Origin of the sequence: Streptomyces sp. NPDC048434 (assembly GCF_043200375.1) — a bacterium.
In the GTDB taxonomy this organism is placed as follows: domain Bacteria; phylum Actinomycetota; class Actinomycetes; order Streptomycetales; family Streptomycetaceae; genus Streptomyces.
On sequence record NZ_JBICXQ010000005.1, the window covers coordinates 154,377 to 170,908 of the forward strand.

Below are 16,532 nucleotides of genomic sequence, written 5' to 3' on the forward strand. Positions count from 1 at the left end.
GGAGAGTCATGACCATCGAAGAATCCGCCTTCCGAGGGCGGATGCCTGCCCGGTCCGGCGACCTGGCGGTCGAGCGGCACGGCATCGAGCCGGTGCCCGAAAGCAACCGCTACGGCAAGTCCGCCCGCCTTTTCACCGTATGGTTCGCCCCCAACCTCACGATGACCGGAGTCTTCTCCGGCACCGTGGGCGTCACCCTGGGGCTGGACTTCTGGACGGCCTTCACGGCCATGGTGCTCGGCACGATCGTCGGCGCGGTGCCCGCCGCGTACCTCGGCACCTGGGGCAGCCAGACCGGGACCGGTCAGCTGCCGCTGTCGCGGCTGGCCTTCGGCCGTGGTGTGGCGCTGCCCGGCATCATGCAGTGGCTCTCCTCCGTCGCCTGGGATGCGCTGATCGGTCTCTTCGGCGGCGAGGCGCTGGCCCAGCTGCTCGGCTGGCCGTTCTGGCTGGGCGCACTGGTGGTCCTGCTGCTCCAGGGCGCCGTCGGCGTCTTCGGCTACGAGGCGCTCCATCAGCTCCAAACGGTGATGACCTTTGTGCTGGGCGCCGCATTCCTGGTCCTGAGCGTCAAGCTGCTCTCCGGTGTGCCGCTTCCCGTATCGAGCTCGGCGCACGGCGCCGATCGTCTCGGTGCCTTTGTCCTGACCAGCACCATTGCGCTCAGCCTGGCCATCTCGTGGGCCCCCTACGCGTCCGACTTCAGCCGCTACTTGCCCCGCGCGACGTCCCGGCCCCGGATGTTCTGGTACTCCGTGCTCGGCATGGTGCTCTCCTTCGCCTGGGTGCAGGCGCTGGGGCTGTGGGGAGCCAAGCTGTTCACCGACCAGACCGCCGCCGGGGTGCACGGGCTGCTGGGCGGCGGGGTGCTCGGCGCCTTCGGTCTGCTGGCCATTGCGGCCGCGGCGGTGTGCAGCAACGCGATGAACGACTACAGCGGCTCCCTGGCGCTGCAGGCCGCCGGCCTACGGGTGCCCAGGCCGCTCGCCGCGGCCGCAGCGGCCGTGCTCGGCTTCCTGCTCGTGCTGTGGATGCACGCTGCCGACACCACGCTCCGCTTCCAGAACCTGCTGTTGTTCGTGGGCTACTGGATCCCCGGTTTCGTGGGCATCGTGCTCGTCGATGCGAGGCTGCGCGCCAAGGCCCGGCGCGGTGCGGCGATCGACGTCGAGGCCGAGTTCGCCCGTCCCCAGCCGTGGTGGCCCGCGTGCGCCGCTTTCGTCGTCGCGTTCGCCGCGGCCGTGCCCTTCATGGACACGACCCTGTTCGTCGGCCCGATTGCGGCCGCACTGCATGGCGCCGATCTCGCGTACTACGTCGCGTTCATGGTTTCCGTGGTGGTCTATGTCCCTTTGAGGCTCCTCGTCGGTGCCCACGCGGCACGGAAGGCGGAGCCGGTCGTGGCGGTGCCGGGCGCGGGTGGATGAGCCGGGCTCACCGTCCGGGCGACGCCGAGCACGGAGGGCATGGCGTCGCCCTCGTCCACGCCGTCATCGGTCTGCTCTGCCGCTTCGGGTACGGCCGCTGGATCGAGGGATGTAGTCCCCTGCCGCGGTAGGTCATGCCGCAGGAGGGTTTGCGGAGCCGTTCGTGTCGGGCGCGCCAGGGTGCCGCTTCATCGTCGATGCCGCGGGCACACGTAGCTCTCGACGAGCTTGCGGGGTGTGGCGGTCCGGTGCCGGCCCGGTGTCGGGTGACGAGCCCCATCAGGCCGGTTCGCTGCGCACGGACGATTCCGGCGGACGCGGCCGGACGCCTCTCCCGCCGAACGTGAAGGGAAGCCGATGGCTACGACCTACGGCACGACGCCGGCTCGGGGCTCCGCGTGGCGGGCCTGGGGGAGGGCGCTGCTCGGTGGTGCGGTGATGGCGGGTGCGCTGGGAGCGGGAAATGCGCTGGGGGAGGCGCTCGCCCGGATGCTCGGTGCCGACGGCTATCTGCGGCAGCTGCTGCCTGCCGCACTGGTGAGTGCGCTCGCCGTCCCCGCCGTACTGGGGTTACGGGCCGCGCGGTCAACACGGTGCCTTCCGTTGGGTATTGGGCCCCTCACCTCGGCGCCACTCGGCTTCTTCCGCGGCCTGGCCGTCACCGCCTCCTGCGCTGCCGTCGTCCTCGGGGCCGGTACGGCGCTCGGCTGGGTCAGCTGGTCCGGCCTGGACCCGGCAGCCCTTGCCTCGTTCCTGGTGAGCAACGCGTGGGTGGCCCTGCTGCTGGAGGCGCTGCCCGAGGAGGCGACGTTGCGTGGCTATGCCTGGGCCTCCTTGCGCGACCGGCTCGGCGGAGTCATCTCCGCCCTGGGGGCGACGGCGGTCTTCTTGCTGGTACCGGCGGCGTCCACCGTGGTGCAGGCCGCGGTGTCCCCTCTGGTGGGCGTGACATCCGCGCCCATGGGGCTAACCCCGGCGGGTCAGGACCCTGTCGCTTATTTGGTGTTGCTCTCGCTCTTCGGTCTCACGCTGGTGGCCGCACGGACGGCGCCGGGAGCCGCACCGCTGTGGGCGGCGATCGGCACACATGTGGCCTTCCTCAGCGTCAACCGTGTCGTGTTCGAGGGCGTACAGCGTGGTGCGGGCTGGTCGGCGAGGGTTGCCCCGACCCATGCCGCGGTGCTCGAACTGGGGTATCTGGCGGCCACGGCGATGGTCTTCGTCGGGGCGAGGCTGGTGGCGTCCCGTCTTCGGGCGCGGGTGCATCGGCGCCGGTCCGGGCACCCGTCGGCGGCGACCACACACAGCGTGGGCAACTGGGCCGGTACTGCACCGCTGCTCGTCCCGGCCGGGCGGGAGTGGCCGTCATCGGGCGCCGGGCGGGAGGGCCCGTCGCGCGTCCGCCGGGAGTGGCCGTCACATGATCGAGGGGCGCGCGTCATCCGACGTAGTGGAGTTTGACGGTTTGACGGCCCTGGGGCAATTGCCCGTATTTATTCGGACACGGCGGATCTGATCGGTGAGGTGCTGCCGAGCCCGGCGCGGAAAGTGGCGCCGGGCTCGGCGAGCAATACCGAAGGCCTTTCGCCCTCTCCGCCTGCAACGGCCGGAAGGAATCGGCTCTTACCCATCGGCCTGTGAAGCAAACAGGGGTAATTTCCGATTGCGCGCGGCAGATACGGGCACGCGCTTGTCCGGAGGATGATGACGGTGGTTCCGCTTCTGCTGGTGTCGCTCTCGCGTTGATCTTTTCGGCGCGGAGGTGCACAGCAGGCCTTATGGGCACGGCGGTGACCGTGCCCGCCGTCCTGCTGCCGAGGTGGCGTGAGGTGTTTCACAGCACTCCCGCTTGTCCTTGTCCGCTCGGGATGAATGGGGGCCGGTCTTTTCGCCCGCGTGGCGAACCAACCATTTCGTCCGACCTCGGAGAATTGTGGTTGGTAGCCCGGGAAGAGGGCACGCTCTCCGGCCTGAAGGCGAGACGACGCGATATGGGGTGAGCTTTATCATGAGCACGGCCGAGGCTCCGCGCACCGTTACGGCGTCGCCGGTGCTGGAGCTTCAACTGGACTGTCACTCCGAAGCCGTCGGGCCCGCGCGGCACCTTGCCGCCGGCTTCCTGGAGCAACTGGAGCCCTCCGTGGAAAGGGACACCAGGGAGGCCGTGATCTTGGTGGTCTCCGAACTGGTGACCAACGCGGTACGGCACGCGGGCGGCGAGACCTGCACACTGCGGATGAGGGCCGGCCCGGAGTCGGTGGTGGTGGCCGTGGGCGATTCCAGCCCTGTTCTTCCTCGCCCCCGCACTCCCGACGTCACCGGAGAGGGCGGCGGATTCGGTTGGTCGATGGTCTGCCGCATCGCGACCGCCGTGAAGATCAGGAGAGAGCCGGCCGGTAAAACCGTGACCGCGATCATCCCCCGCCAGGGGCCCGGCTCACAGTGACCGGCCGGGCCGTGGCCGATGCGCCACGACCTGAGCGCACCGCGCTTGTCGCGGCGGACGGCCGGGCCGACCGATCGGTCCCGGAATGACGTGATGGATATCGCCACCGCTCGACCGCCCGATTTCCCCACGAGGGACTCGGCACCAGGCGACAAGTGGCCAACCGCCCGAATTCCTTGACGGTGTAGGCGAATTCGCCGTGCACGCTCGCGAACGGCACTCCGGGGCCGCGCTCCGGCCCCGCCCCGTCAGCAGGAAAACTTCCCTTGTCAGGGCGGGATTTCCGCAGTGAACGCGCGTTCTTTCGTCAATCCGATGGCGAAGTCGTTCCCGTCGGTGATCAGGCGGTGGCCGTCCGAAGCCCACCATGCGAATTCCGGTCGGTGGTTTCCCGGGGATCAGGCAGAGGCGTCCGGCCAGGGAACTTGGGTGGCGGTCGGGGCCGAGTAGTCGATGCCCGGTACCGCGAAACCGTAGAGGCGCTGGACCTCGGCGCGGAACCAGTCGAGGTCGGCGAGCCGGGAGATGGTCTCGGTGGTGGACGAGTCCCACCTTTCGGTGACGGCGGCCTGCACCGCACTGTTGAGTTCCCAGCCGTCGAGACGGACCCGGCCGTCGTCATCGGTTTCGAGGGGCCGGACGCCGGTCAGCTGGTCCCACAGGTCGGCCAACTGTGCAATCGGTGGCACCACAGCCTCGCCGAGCGCACCGCGCAGCAGACCGACGTAGAGGGCGATGCCGGGGATGGCGGTGGAGGACTGGGTGACCGCGGCCCCGTTGACGGAGGTCACCGCGCGGCCGCCGACCAGCTTGTCCAGGCGCTCGTCGAGCGCGCGGGCGGTGGCTTCGAGGTGGGACTTGGCGGCGCCGATGGTGCCCTGTCGGTAGATCCCGTCCGTCAGAGGCGAACCGACGTACGACAAGGCTGCCGTGGTGAATCCGTCGGCGAGCAGACCGCGGTCGGCGAGATGGCCGACCCACCGCTCCCAGTCGATGCCACCCATCACCGCCACGGTCTGCTCGATGTCATCACCCTCGGCCGGTGGTGTCTCCACCTCCTTGACCTCCGGAGTCCCGTCCCCGTCGAAGACGAGGGTCTTGGTGCGGTACGCCTGGCCGATGGGCTTGAGAACCGAGGCGTAGGTGGCACCGGTCTCCGGGTCGGTGCGCCGTGGTGCGGCAACCGAGTACACCAAGTGGTCCAGACGGCCGAAGCGCTGCCGGAGGAGATCGGCGACCTGGTCCTTCATCTCGTCGGAGAACGCATCGCCGTTGAGGAACACCATCTCGTGACCGTGCCGGCGGGCGAGTTCAGCGGTGGCGGCGGTGCGGTACCAGCCGGCCGTGGCCGTGCGCCGCTCGGTAGGGGCCTTCTCGAAGCAGACTCCGATGCCGCGGATCCCCGACCGGGCGAGGCCGGCGATCATCGCGGCCAGCCCGTAGCCGGCTGAGGAGCCGACGACGAGTGCCACCGGAGCGTCGTCCGGGACCCGGGCGGGCGAGGGAGCGGCCTGCCACATCTCCTGCACCAGGCGCGCGCAGCCGGCCGGGTGGGAGTCGAGGAAGAGGAACCCGCGGCTGCGCGGGGTGATGACACGTTCGCTCATGACGCACGTCCTTCAGGTCGTCGCGGAGGAGGCGGGCCGCCACCGGAGCACACCGCCCCTGCAAGTGTGCGACCCCATACCTCCCCATGATCGTCTTGGCGGCCACAGTGTTGGAGTGACGGATTTGGAGGTTTTCCCTCAGTTCGAGCGGTGACGGGTCTGCCGCGCGGGCCTGGGGGTGCCCCGTGCCGGGACGGGCGCATGTCTTTCCGGGTGCGGCGAGGGCGAGGTGGCGACGAGGCGGCGGTGTGTTGCCGTGCCTCCCTCGGCCGCCAGGCCCCGGCGAGCCGACCGGCTGCCGCACACGTCCCGGCTCGCAGGAGACGCCCCCCCCCGCAACCCGTCGGGTCAATCTGTCGGGCGATCCGTCGTCCGGTGCAGCCGGCGCAGCCCGTGCTTTCGGTACTCCGGCCGAGGAAACGTCGGGCCGTCCGGCGTCGGCGACCGTCCGGCGGGGCACCCGCAGCGACATCCGGCGCGGGCAGCGTGGGCGGGCGGCGTCTGCTGCTTGATCGCCGACCCGGCGAAGCCGAGTGGGCCGATTTTGTCGCCCTGGGGCTGGGCGAGGCGGCCCCCTGGCCCTGGGGAGGACGCAGTCGGACCTCTGCCTTCCGCGTGCGCCACACCGGGACCTGCACCAGCCGCAGGGAAGATCTGTTCTTCGTCGATGGGGGATCAACTTCCCTGCCCATCAAGCCGGTTGACCTGACCTCTCCCTGATCTCGCGCGTTGCGCCTGCTTCGTGGCACGTGCAGAGAGGCCAGAGGCCGTCGTCATGGCGTGCACTGTGGTCCATGGAGGCGGCGAACTGCCGGCCAGGAGTGCTGCGCAGGACCCCACGCAGCAGCCCGGCCGGGCCGACCGGTAGCCGTTTCCGGGGCTGCGGATGCGTGCCGACTGCCCGTCACCACCCATGATCTCCACACTTGCGGAACGGCGGAGCGCGGCGAAGTGACCGTTGCGCAAGGGGCCCTTCCTGCGGAGAAGAGGATTTACCTCGCGTGAAGCGGAGCGTGATGAAACCGATAGCAAGCAATGTGTGAAGAGGATGTGAGAGTTGGTGTGATGCGTGGCACACTCCCTTCACCGGTCGCGAGCGACGAGGGGGGCGGGCGGGGTGCAGCGGATTCCTGTGTGGTTCGGGGCGGAGTTACGCCGGCGAAGGATCGAAGCGGGGCTGTCGCTGGGAGAACTGGCGACCCTGATTTGCTTTTCCAAAGGCCACTTGAGCAAGATCGAGCGTGGTGTGAAGGCGCCCAGCCACGATCTTGCCCAGTTATGCGACAGTGCTCTGAACGCCGAAGGGCAACTCAGCAGCCTGATTTCCGCGCCTGAGCGCAGCACCGTCGCGTCACCCATTGCCGAAGCGGATGTCGCTACGCCCTGGACATTACGTATGCACGCCGGCGGCGAGAGCGACTTCGTGGCATTCGACCGTGCATCGCTCGGTGCCGGTACCGTGCCCTCCACCATTGTCAGTTGGTCCCTCGCACCCCCTCCCTTCGAAAGCGGGGAGACGAATTCGGCGTTGCCGCACTTCCGCACTGTCTTCGACGAGTTCCGCCGGATGGGCCAGCTCTTCGGGCCCGCGGTCGTCGCCCAGCTCTGCATCGCGGCCACCAGCGCGCTGCGGGGCATGGCGCACCAGGCACAGCCGGCCCACCGGGACGCCGTGCTCCGGCTCGCCTCCCGGTTCGCCGAGTACACGGGATGGATGGCGCAGGAGGCGGGCAGCGACGCGGCGTCGCTCTGGTGGACCGAGCAGGCGGTCCAGCTGGCCGCGGACAGCGGTGATGACGAACTGGCCGCCTACGCCCTGGTCCGCAGGGCGGAACTGGCCCTGTACACGGGCGATTCGGTGGCCACCGTCCAGCTGGCCCGGCGGGCCGGACAGCAGGCCCGCAGTGCGCGCATCCGCGGGCTCGCCGCGCAGCGCGAGGCGCAGGGGCACGCACTGGTGGGGGACCGCGACGCATGCCGCCGGGCTCTCGACCGCGGTGCGGAGCTGACGTCCGGCGCGGCGCCACCGGGCGGCGGGGAGCCGGTTCTCGGCAGCATCCATCTGCCGGATCTGACGGCTTTCGTCGCGGGCTGGTGCATGCACGACCTCGGTTCCCCGGCTGAGGCGGTCACCCTGCTCGGGGACGGCCTGGACGCCATTCCGCCGGAATCCCGGCGGGCCAGAGCCCGATATGGCGCCCGGCTCGCGCTTGCTCTGGCGAACGTCGGCGAGATCGAACAGGCTTGCCAGATCGCCGAATTGGTCGCCTCTCATGTTGCCCTCATCGACTCGGCCACCATCCGTGCCGATCTTCTGCGCCTGAGTCGGGCACTCAATCGTTGGCCAAAGAATCCCACCGTCCGTCGGACCCTTCCGCATATCGCGATGGGCCTGCACACCAACCGGACCGGGCCGGGAACTCCGGCCTGACTTCTCGCCCACCGGCCGGCCCCACGCAGAAGGCCGCCCGAAGAGCCGCAGTGCTGCCGTATCCGCGGTGTTCCGTTGCCCGGTCAAAAGGCCGAGGGCAACGCGTTGACCGTGCTTGAAACCCCTGTGAATCTCGGCTTCATCCCCCTGTGCCCAGCGACAGCCCGAGTGGCCCGTGCAGCACCCGGCTGCCGTAATCCACCGCTGTCATCCTGAGGAAAGGCAGAACATCATGGCCGGCGTTTTCATCAACTACCGGACCGGCGACGGCGCTGAAGCAGCCGTCCTGCTCGATGAGGAATTGAAGGACGTATTCGGCCCGGAGAACGTCTTCCGGGACCGCCGCGCCATTCCGGCCGGGGCACACTTTCCGCCCGACCTGTGGCGGCACCTCGAAAGCTGCGGGGTTCTCCTCGTCCTCATCGGCCCGAACTGGCTCGCGCTGCGCGACGACGACGGCCGGCGCCGGATCGACGTAGCGGGTGACTACGTCCACGACGAGATCCGCTGCGCACTGGAGTGGCGCAAGACCGTCATCCCCGTGCTGATCGACGCGGCCGTGCTGCCCTCCAGGAGTCAACTGCCCACCGCTATCGGCGAGCTGGCGGAACATCAGGTGATGCATCTGCGAGTGCCGTACGCGCATCTCGACCTCCCCGTCATCACGGAGGCCCTGCGCAGCCACGTACCGGTGAGCAGGACGGCCCAGCAGCCGGCGCCACCCGTCGGCGGGCCCCTCCAGGCGCGCGGGGACGTCATCCACAAGAGGAGCGCCGTCAGTTACGGCGGCAACTCCACGTACCACGAGAACCGGGACGCAAAGAGCGGAGGGCAGCAGTGAGCGACATCGAACAGCCCGGCGCGGACAGTGCCGCGCCGGAGGACATACCGGGTGGGGACCTCTCGTCCGCCACCCCGGACGAACCGGCGCAGAGTACGGCCGAACCGGTGGAGCCGGGAGCGGCCCCACCGTCCGATGCCCCCGAAGCCACCGCCGCGAGCGCCCCGAGCGGGCAAGCCGCAGCCAAGAACGGCGACAGCCGCCCGTCGGCCCAGGACACCGGCCGGGCAGCTCCTCGGCGCGAAACCGGCGACGGCGGCGACTTCACCCGCTACCAGCAGGCCCGGCAGCAGAACGCCCTGAACAAGCTCAAGCGCAGTGCCGTCGCCCATGGCAGCGGCTCCGCTTTCTACGCCGAGCAGCTGACCATCGGCGGAGACACCGGCATCGAGATCCAGGTGCTGAGCGTCTCCGAGCTGACCGTCGCCCAGCAACTGGACTCCCATCAGGACATCGATCAGCAGGCACAGATGAGCGCCCGGCTCGCGGCACAGCACGTCCTGGTGCTCGCCGGGAAGCCGGGCAGCGGTCGCCAGTCCACGGCACTGACCCTGCTCGCCGGCTGCTGTCCCGACGACCGGATCAAGATCTTGCACAGCGAGGCCCCGGGCATCCTCCAGGCGTTGTGCAGGCGTGCGGACGAACTGCTCACCCCGGGCGGCTTCGTGGTGGACCTGGACGACCAGCCACTGAAGCTGTCGACGCTCGAAACGCTGGGCCATCTCGCCCGCAAGCAGCGCGCCTTCCTCGTCGTCATCGGCGAATCGGGCCCGGTGGACCCCGACCGGCTGCGGCCCCATGCCTTCGAGCACCGGCGCCCCGCCCTCGGCGACGTCCTGGCGGTGCACCTGCGCCGACTGCTCGCGGGGCACCCCGGCGTCTGCGCCCAGCAGGACTGCACCGCCGAGCACACCACGGCGTTCCTCACCCGGATGCTGGAGTCACAGCAGGTGCAGCGCACCCTCGACGGGGCCCCGTCCGTACGCAGCGTCGTGGAGTTCGCGGAGGTCCTGGCGCAGAGCGTCCACTCCGAGGACACCAGCCTCAGCGACGTCATCGGTCAATGGCGTGACCGGCTGCGTCGGCTGGCGAAACAGCTGCTGCACGTCCCCGCGGAGACCTCGCAGGGCCCGGTCCTCGATCCGCACCGCCAGGCGTTCCGTATCGCCTATGCGTTCTTCCACGGCCATCCGCTCTCCGATGTCTTCGAGGCGGGCGAGGTCCTCAGCGCGACCGTCCTGCCGCGCTACGAGACCCGCGAACCGGCGCCCACCAACCACGTCTTCGAGCGGGAACTGGACCAGCTGATCCCGCAGGAGATGCGCGCCTCCGCGGACACCACGCCCGGTGGCCGCGCCGACGACAACCCCCGCCGCGCCAGGCTGGTGGACGAGGAGCTGATGCACGCCGTCATCGAGGTCGTCTGGCACGACTATGACAGTCTGCGCGACCCCTTGCGGGAGTGGCTGACGGCGCTGGTCGCCGGCCCGCTGGAGCGGATCCGGGTCCGTGCCGCGCAGATCGCGGGGATCCTGCTCAGCCATGACTTCGACAGCGTCTACCGGGACCTGATCCGGCACTGGGCCGGCGAGTCCGCGGCCTATCGCCAGTCCGCCGCGCTGGCCCTGGAGATGGCGGCCCACGACCCTCGGCTGGTGGACCGGGTACGCGGGCAGATCAGAAGCTGGCTGGGCAGCCCCCGGTGGCAGCTCCAGGACAGCGCGGCCCGGGCGTACGGAACCCTGGTCGGCGCGCAGGACGTCCCCGGCACCCTCTGGGCGCTGCGTGAACTGGGCACCCGTCCGGAGCTGGCGTTCAGCAGCTCGGTGGCCTTCTCGATGTCCTGGCTCTATCTCGCCGGTGCCCCGGGCCCGACGGCCGACGCCCTGGACCGCTGGATCACCTCGGACAACGACCATCTGAACCGGCACGCGATCCGCACCCTGCTGATCCTCAGCCGCTACGGCGCCGGCCCGGACCGACGCGACCGGCCCGTACTCGCCGACACCGCCATGACCGACCAGGAACGTGCCGATGCCCTGGTACGCCTCTGGCGCCATGCCCTGATGGGGAAGGACAGCTCGGCACGCGCCTGGGATCTGCTGCGGCGCTGGCTGCTCGCAGGGGACGCGGACAAAGAACTCGCCGCCTTCCTGGAGGCACTCGTCCCGCGCATCTGCGCCCGGCCGCTGTCCCTGCGTGCCGGGTTCTACCTCGGTATGTGGGCCGGCCGCCATCCGGACTCGCGCACCATACGCCGGCTCCGTCACCAGCCGGCCCGCGGCGGCCTCGCCACCGACTCCGTGTCCTGACCGACACCCCGCAACAAGAGGAGAACGACCATGACAGAGCGCAAAGGACTGCGCGCCAGGCTCCGCAACTGGTGGCGCCGGGTAACGGGCAAGAACGATGCGGAGAACGTCGACGGTCCCGAGCCCGTCGACGAGACGGAGGCCCCCGACACCTCGGCCGGCGGCCAGGCGGCGCGGGCCGAGGTGGGGGTGGAGCTGCCACCGGGCGACGAAGCGCTGTCGGTGGCGGCCCGCGGGGATGTGTTCGCCTTTGAACTCGTTCCGCACTTCCGCTGGAGCAGCCGGGAGATGACGCTGGACACCCTGCGCGAGCGCGCGGCGATCCACGAGGAGGCAGCCCGGGGCAAGCTGCTGCGACGCGCCTGGGCCATCGCCCGGACCTGTGACCCCGGCGATCCGGTGGCCGCGGAGAAAGCCGTCAACAAGGAGCTGCGCGGCGGCTGGTGCTACAACGACGAGAAGGGCCTGATCCGCTGCCGGCCGTCGGTCCGGATGCGCATCGACCCGGCCCTGCGCGAACATGTGCTGCCCTTCCACCTCGCCGAAGTGAGACTGACGGAGGAGCACCGCCTCGGCGAGCTCAAGGCGGGACAGGTGCAGGCGCGCACCGAGCGCTGGCTGCAGGTGATACGTGAACTGGAGCTCCTCGGCACCCTGGGCCCGGCCGAGCGGCGGCTGTTGGTGCCGTTCGCCGCGGCACTCGCCGACGAGGACTTCTTCAAGGTCATGCAGGCGCTCAAGAACACCCGCCGCAACGGGGCCGAGGCGCTCGCCGATGTCCTCACGGCCGCGACCAAGCACCACGAGCAGGTGGGCCTGTTCGAGTACGCCAACGCCTACGACAAGGCACTGAGCGAATTCTGCCGCCAAATGGGACTCAGCCCCTTCTCGTGGGTGGACACCGTGACCGACGTCGAGGAGCTGGCCCCGTGAACCGCGCGGACACCGCAGCGCCCCGGCCCGGGCGCCGCCGCGCAGCGCCCCTCGCCGGGGCTCTGGGAATGGTGCTGATGGCCGGCCTCATCGGCGCATGCGGCGACTCCCCACGCCTGGACGCCTGCGCTTGGATGAAGGAACCCGTGGAGCCCGCCGGCCGAACGGTGGTCCTCGTCGACGCCTCCGCCTCCGTACGGGGCACGGCCGCCGGACGCGACTACGCCCACAGCGTCGGCCCGCTCCTCGCGGCGGTGGCCGAGCGCAAGGACACGGTCTCGGTGGGCAGCTTCAGCGGCGACTCGGCGCAGATCACCTGGCTCGCCAAGGACCGTTCGACCGACTGGGCCACGAACAACGACAACACCATCAATCAGCGGAAGCGAAAGCAGCAAGCGGTCGGCTGCCTGACCGGCCTCGTCGGCAAGGCCGAAAGCGCCGTCCCCCAGAGCGGTGGCAGCAACGTCCTCGCGGCCCTCACGGCAGGCGTCTCCTCACTGGAGGCCACATCCGGCGACCGCAGCCTTCTCGTACTGACCGACGGGTTCTCCACCACGGGCTGCGCCGATCTGCGTGGGGCCGCATTCCGGGACACGAGCGAGAGCAACGCCATCGCCCGGGTCTGCGCCGCCCGCGACGAGACACCGTCCCTGACCGGAGTGGACCTCACGCTCGCCGGACTGGGCCAGCCGGCCGCCGACCAGCCCGCTCCCACGGCGGCCCAGCGCACCTGGCTGAACACCCTGTGGCGCAAACTGTGCCGTGCCGCGGACACGGCCGCCCCGGGCACCTCCTGCACCATTGCCCCGACGGCCATCGGCACGGCCGGACACCACACGCCGCGGAAGAAGCCGCCGCAGGACCCAGTGGTCGACTACGCCAACGACCGGCCCGAGACCTACCAACTCCCCGGCGCCGCACTCTTCGACACCAACTCATCCGTCGTACGCCCCCAGGCGCTGCCGCTGCTCAACGATGTCGCGGTCAGGGCACGTACCACCCCCGGCAGCAGGGTCGCCGTCTTCGGCTATGTCGACCCGCGCGGCCGGCCGGACAACAACCAACAGCTGTCGCAGGCACGGGCGAACGCGGTGCGGAAGGTCCTGACCGGGCTCGGGGTGACGCGGGTGACGGCACACGGCCGGGGTCTGCCGACCGGGTGCGCGAAGCCGGCCCCCACCGCTGCGGGCCGGATGACGGCCGAGGACAGGCTCCAGTGCGACCGGCGCGTCGACATCGACATCATCAGAAAGTGAGGGTGGCGGGCAGCGATGAACACCACCAACGGAAAGCACCGGCCGGAGCCGGCCGCCCGCTATCAGGCGGCGGTCGACTGCCCCGGCAGTGACCCCGCCTTCGTCGGACTGGACGTCAAGAAGAGACCGTCCTCCCGGCCGGCTGACCAGACCGACAACCGGGAACAGGCCGCCCTCATGCGTGCCTTCACCGACGCCAACACCGTACTGACCGCGGCACAGCCGGGGCTCGGAACCGCGGCAACCGCGGTCGCCCGCACCTTCCAGGAGGCGCAGACCACCATCGAAGCGGCCGAGCGGTTCACCGCCGCCCGGTCGTCCCAGCAGGCCCAGGAGCACATCGGGGAACTGCGCGCCCGGCATGCCGACGACGGTCCGGAGAGCCTGCGCCGTCGGCCGGTGCTCTGGCGGCGCCTGCTGTGGCCCACCCTGGTCGCCGGGGTGGCCTTCGACACGATGTTCATCGGCACCCTGATGCAGCGGTTCTTCGGCCTCGGCGAGGATCAAGCCCTCGCCTACCACCTGGCGTACCTGCCCGGATTCGGGGTCGCCGTCTGCCTGCTGGCCGCGGGCAGTCTGCTGGCCGAGTCCGTCTTCCGGCGGCGTACCCGGACCGCCCGCACGCTGGAGCGGACCCACCGCGGTCCGGTCGCCGCACTGCGCGAAGCGGTCTGGCCCAAGAGCCCGCGTACGGAGCGGCGCAGAGCCGGCGAACTGCCCTGGCCGAACGCGGCAGGCCCGGTGCTCTTCGCCCTGGCCATCCTGACGATGGTCGGCATCTGGGCCCGTATGCGTGCGGCCGACGCGGTACGCGAGCAGGTGGACCTGGCACCGGATCAGGGCGCCGTCATCATCCTCACCCTGGTGCTCAGCACCGCCGCGATCGTGGTCAAGGTGCTCGCCCACAACCCCTGTGCCGACAGCGACCGGGAGGCCGAACGGTCCGTCGCCGCGGCGGAGAAACGCGGTAAGGAACTGCTGGCGGAGGCACGGCGCAGGCTGGTGGGGCACACCGAGACCTGGTGGCGGCTGCGAGCCGCCGTCGAGGCGGCGGCGAGTGACACCCACCGCACGCTCGAAGAGGCATGCATCCGCATCGTCGAGGAGCGCGCCCGCACCGGCGTGGCCGGCCGACACGACTTTCCGCTCACCATGCCCGCCTGGCCGTACCCCACCCCGGCACGCAACGGCGCCGCCCCGGCCACCGACGACCGGGCGCCCCTCCGTCCCACACCGCCCCGGGCCCGTCTCGAACTCCTCGATCACGCCTACACCGTGCTCGTCCGCTACGCCCCCGAGCCGCTGGAAGACCGCATCGGCGGCATCGCCGATGACCTGAACGGACAGTTCCGTGCGTCCCCCCGTCAGCCCGCAGAGCAACCCGACGCAGCGACACCCGGGAACGCCCCGGTAGCCGGTGAGGCCCCCGTGGCCGACAAGGCGGGGATACCCGGCGAGGCCGAGGTACCCGGCGCGGTCCCGGCAGCCGGCGAGGCCGGGACAGCCGACGGCGCCCACATACCCGACGAGCACCGGATTCCCGAGGCTGACCGGCCACCCGGTGAGCCCAGGACGGCACCACCGGCGGAGCCCCGTCACGCCGCCGCGGACAGCCCGCCGGATGCGGAAGGAGGGACGGCAGGGTGACCGTGCCACCGCGCTTTTGCCCGGAGGAAGTGAAACACCTGGAATTCCTCCAGGCCGTGATTGCCCGTCATGCCAATACCTCCTTCCTCGTCAAGAGCTGGGCCATGACCGTCAGCGGCGCCTTTATCGCGGTGGCCACCCGCGGCCCGAGCTGGAAGACGGCCGCGGTCGCCGTGGGACTGGCGGCGGGATTCTGGCTGCTCGACAGCTACTACCTCCGCCAGGAGCGGAGGTTCCGCACCCTCTACGAAAAGGTCGCCGACCGCCGCACCCCGCAGGTGATGCCGTTCACGATGGACGCCGAGCAGTACGGCGACCGGGTGCCCTGGCGTGATGTGGCGCTGTCCAGGACCATGCTGCTCTCCTACGGGGTCCTGGTCGCCATCGACACCATGACGGTCATCTTTCTCGCCTGATGCCGTTGAGCAGAGGTCATCTCCCCGCGGGCCGGGCGGCGGTCCACGGCAGCAGCAGACCGTCGCCGTCGGCACGCGGGACGACATGGAGATGAAGGTGGCGGACGGTTTGTGTGGCCGACGGACCGCGTGAGGTGATCACATTGCAGTCGCCGGCCTCTCCCGCGAGTTCGGCCGCGCGCAGCATGGTGGTCGCGGACACCTCCGGGTCCTCGGCGACATCGGCGACATGCACCCTGGGGATGACCAGCACATGTCCGTCGGTGACCCCTCCGTGGCGTGGCCGGATGGCGATGGTCTCCGGCCACTCGCGCAGCACCGTTGCCGGTGCCTGGCCCCGGACGATGAGGCAGAAGGGGCACCCCGGCCGCTGAGCGCGGGAAGTCCGCGGATTTCGCGGGCAGGCGTCCGGCGCGTCACCGGTCGCCTCGTGGAACTCCCCATGACTGACCATGAATCCTCCGCACGGGGCTGCTCGGACCGGTCGGGCCGGTCGTACCGGGACGGGCCGGCCGGGCAGATACCGCCGGGCCGTCGGGCGCCGCGTCCGCCGGATCAATAATCGACCATGGAATCCGCTCGTGAGCGGCTTCGTCTTCTTCCCGCCGGGTGAACGCCGTGTTCCCGGTCCGAGCGGTCCTTGTCACCAGAGCTTGTCGATCTCGCCCGGGTACACCTCGATGCGGGAGTGCGGGAAGGCGGAACGATGCCGCCGGCCCCGGGGCGAGAAGAAGCCGGCCATGGTGACCTTGTCGAAGCCGGGGCGGTCGCTGGGGAAGGGGGCCAGGGGCGTACCGCCGACGAGCACCGCGCCGGGCAGCTGATGCCAGCCCGCGCCTTCGTAGAAGGGCTGAAGCGGGCGGTCGCAGGTGAACAGACCGACGTCCAGATTCATGGCCGCCATGGCTTCGCGGGCCGCCGTCACCAGACGGCGGCCGTGGCCCTGGCCGCGGGCGGCGCCACGGGTCACCACCGTGCTCAGCCCCGCGGCCTGGTAGCGCTCTCCGTCATGGACGATCTGCTTGGTGAGGATGTCCAGGGCGGCGAGCACCGTGGCACCGTCGACGAGCAGCATCGACACCGGCCGCAACGCAGGGTCGTGGGCGAACGTGCCGGGCGCCGAAGGGGAGTCCGGTGGCCAGGCCTCGTCCCGCAGCTCCGCCACCTGCGTACGCAATGCGGGCGGGACATCGGCTTCCGGGAATGTCATGATCGG

13 protein-coding genes are annotated in these 16,532 nt (G+C 70.4%); 10 read left to right on the plus strand and 3 right to left on the minus strand.

What is annotated here, in order from left to right; translation table 11 throughout:
• Positions 1-8 precede the first annotated feature (8 nt).
• From ACGFWI_RS08175 to ACGFWI_RS08185, 3 genes are all read left to right on the plus strand, one after another.
• Positions 9-1,427 (plus strand): purine-cytosine permease family protein, encoded by a 1,419-nt coding sequence (locus tag ACGFWI_RS08175; protein ID WP_393905087.1) that lies wholly within the window; start codon positions 9-11, stop codon positions 1,425-1,427.
• 357 nt (positions 1,428-1,784) lie between these two features.
• A complete protein-coding gene (locus ACGFWI_RS08180) occupies positions 1,785-2,888 on the plus strand; it encodes a type II CAAX prenyl endopeptidase Rce1 family protein (RefSeq protein ID WP_393905088.1) in 1,104 nt (367 codons plus the stop codon).
• A 547-nt stretch (positions 2,889-3,435) separates the two neighbouring features.
• A complete protein-coding gene (locus ACGFWI_RS08185; protein WP_393905089.1) occupies positions 3,436-3,873 on the plus strand; it encodes an ATP-binding protein in 438 nt (145 codons plus the stop codon).
• Positions 3,874-4,271: 398 nt separating this feature from the next.
• On the opposite strand, the gene fabV is transcribed toward ACGFWI_RS08185, so the two are convergent.
• On the minus strand, positions 4,272-5,480 hold the full coding sequence (gene fabV, locus ACGFWI_RS08190; protein ID WP_393905090.1) for an enoyl-[acyl-carrier-protein] reductase FabV: 1,209 nt from the start codon (positions 5,478-5,480) through the stop codon (positions 4,272-4,274).
• A 1,117-nt stretch (positions 5,481-6,597) separates the two neighbouring features.
• Here fabV and ACGFWI_RS08195 point away from each other — a divergent pair.
• The 7 genes from ACGFWI_RS08195 (at position 6,598) to ACGFWI_RS08225 (ending at position 15,316) form a co-directional block, all read left to right on the plus strand.
• Positions 6,598-7,911, plus strand: a complete 1,314-nt coding sequence (locus tag ACGFWI_RS08195) for a helix-turn-helix domain-containing protein (RefSeq protein ID WP_393905091.1) — start codon at positions 6,598-6,600, stop codon at positions 7,909-7,911.
• 232 nt (positions 7,912-8,143) lie between these two features.
• Entirely contained in the window at positions 8,144-8,752 is a 609-nt protein-coding gene (locus ACGFWI_RS08200; RefSeq protein WP_393905092.1) for a toll/interleukin-1 receptor domain-containing protein, read from the plus strand.
• A complete protein-coding gene (locus ACGFWI_RS08205) occupies positions 8,749-11,064 on the plus strand; it encodes a hypothetical protein (protein ID WP_393905093.1) in 2,316 nt (771 codons plus the stop codon). The genes ACGFWI_RS08200 and ACGFWI_RS08205 overlap by 4 nt, the downstream gene beginning before the upstream one ends.
• 30 nt (positions 11,065-11,094) lie before the next feature.
• Positions 11,095-11,997, plus strand: a complete 903-nt coding sequence (locus tag ACGFWI_RS08210) for a hypothetical protein (protein ID WP_393905094.1) — start codon at positions 11,095-11,097, stop codon at positions 11,995-11,997.
• Positions 11,994-13,253 carry an OmpA family protein gene (locus ACGFWI_RS08215; protein ID WP_393905095.1) on the plus strand — a complete coding sequence of 420 codons (1,260 nt, stop codon included), beginning with the start codon at positions 11,994-11,996 and terminating at the stop codon, positions 13,251-13,253. Before ACGFWI_RS08210 ends, ACGFWI_RS08215 begins: the two co-directional genes overlap by 4 nt.
• A 15-nt stretch (positions 13,254-13,268) precedes the next feature.
• Entirely contained in the window at positions 13,269-14,900 is a 1,632-nt protein-coding gene (locus ACGFWI_RS08220) for a hypothetical protein (protein WP_393905096.1), read from the plus strand.
• On the plus strand, positions 14,897-15,316 hold the full coding sequence (locus ACGFWI_RS08225; RefSeq protein WP_393905097.1) for a hypothetical protein: 420 nt from the start codon (positions 14,897-14,899) through the stop codon (positions 15,314-15,316). Before ACGFWI_RS08220 ends, ACGFWI_RS08225 begins: the two co-directional genes overlap by 4 nt.
• A gap of 16 nt (positions 15,317-15,332) precedes the next feature.
• Here the strand turns inward: ACGFWI_RS08225 and ACGFWI_RS08230 are convergent, their stop codons facing one another.
• Together ACGFWI_RS08230 and ACGFWI_RS08235 are read right to left on the minus strand one after the other, a co-directional pair.
• Complete coding sequence (locus tag ACGFWI_RS08230) at positions 15,333-15,770, minus strand: HIT family protein (protein WP_393905098.1); 438 nt, start codon at positions 15,768-15,770, stop codon at positions 15,333-15,335.
• A 189-nt stretch (positions 15,771-15,959) separates the two neighbouring features.
• Positions 15,960-16,526, minus strand: a complete 567-nt coding sequence (locus ACGFWI_RS08235; RefSeq protein ID WP_393905241.1) for a GNAT family N-acetyltransferase — start codon at positions 16,524-16,526, stop codon at positions 15,960-15,962.
• Positions 16,527-16,532 lie beyond the last annotated feature (6 nt).

Excerpts from the sequence above, each read along its gene's own strand:
- ACGFWI_RS08175 (WP_393905087.1), top strand. The coding sequence starts at position 9 with ATGACCATCGAAGAATCCGCCTTCCGAGGGCGGATGCCTGCCCGGTCC.
- ACGFWI_RS08180 (WP_393905088.1), top strand. The coding sequence starts at position 1,785 with ATGGCTACGACCTACGGCACGACGCCGGCTCGGGGCTCCGCGTGGCGG.
- ACGFWI_RS08185 (WP_393905089.1), top strand. The coding sequence starts at position 3,436 with ATGAGCACGGCCGAGGCTCCGCGCACCGTTACGGCGTCGCCGGTGCTG.
- fabV (WP_393905090.1), bottom strand. The coding sequence starts at position 5,480 with ATGAGCGAACGTGTCATCACCCCGCGCAGCCGCGGGTTCCTCTTCCTC.
- ACGFWI_RS08200 (WP_393905092.1), top strand. The coding sequence starts at position 8,144 with ATGGCCGGCGTTTTCATCAACTACCGGACCGGCGACGGCGCTGAAGCA.
- ACGFWI_RS08210 (WP_393905094.1), top strand. The coding sequence starts at position 11,095 with ATGACAGAGCGCAAAGGACTGCGCGCCAGGCTCCGCAACTGGTGGCGC.
- ACGFWI_RS08220 (WP_393905096.1), top strand. The coding sequence starts at position 13,269 with ATGAACACCACCAACGGAAAGCACCGGCCGGAGCCGGCCGCCCGCTAT.
- ACGFWI_RS08230 (WP_393905098.1), bottom strand. The coding sequence starts at position 15,770 with ATGGTCAGTCATGGGGAGTTCCACGAGGCGACCGGTGACGCGCCGGAC.
- ACGFWI_RS08235 (WP_393905241.1), bottom strand. The coding sequence starts at position 16,526 with ATGACATTCCCGGAAGCCGATGTCCCGCCCGCATTGCGTACGCAGGTG.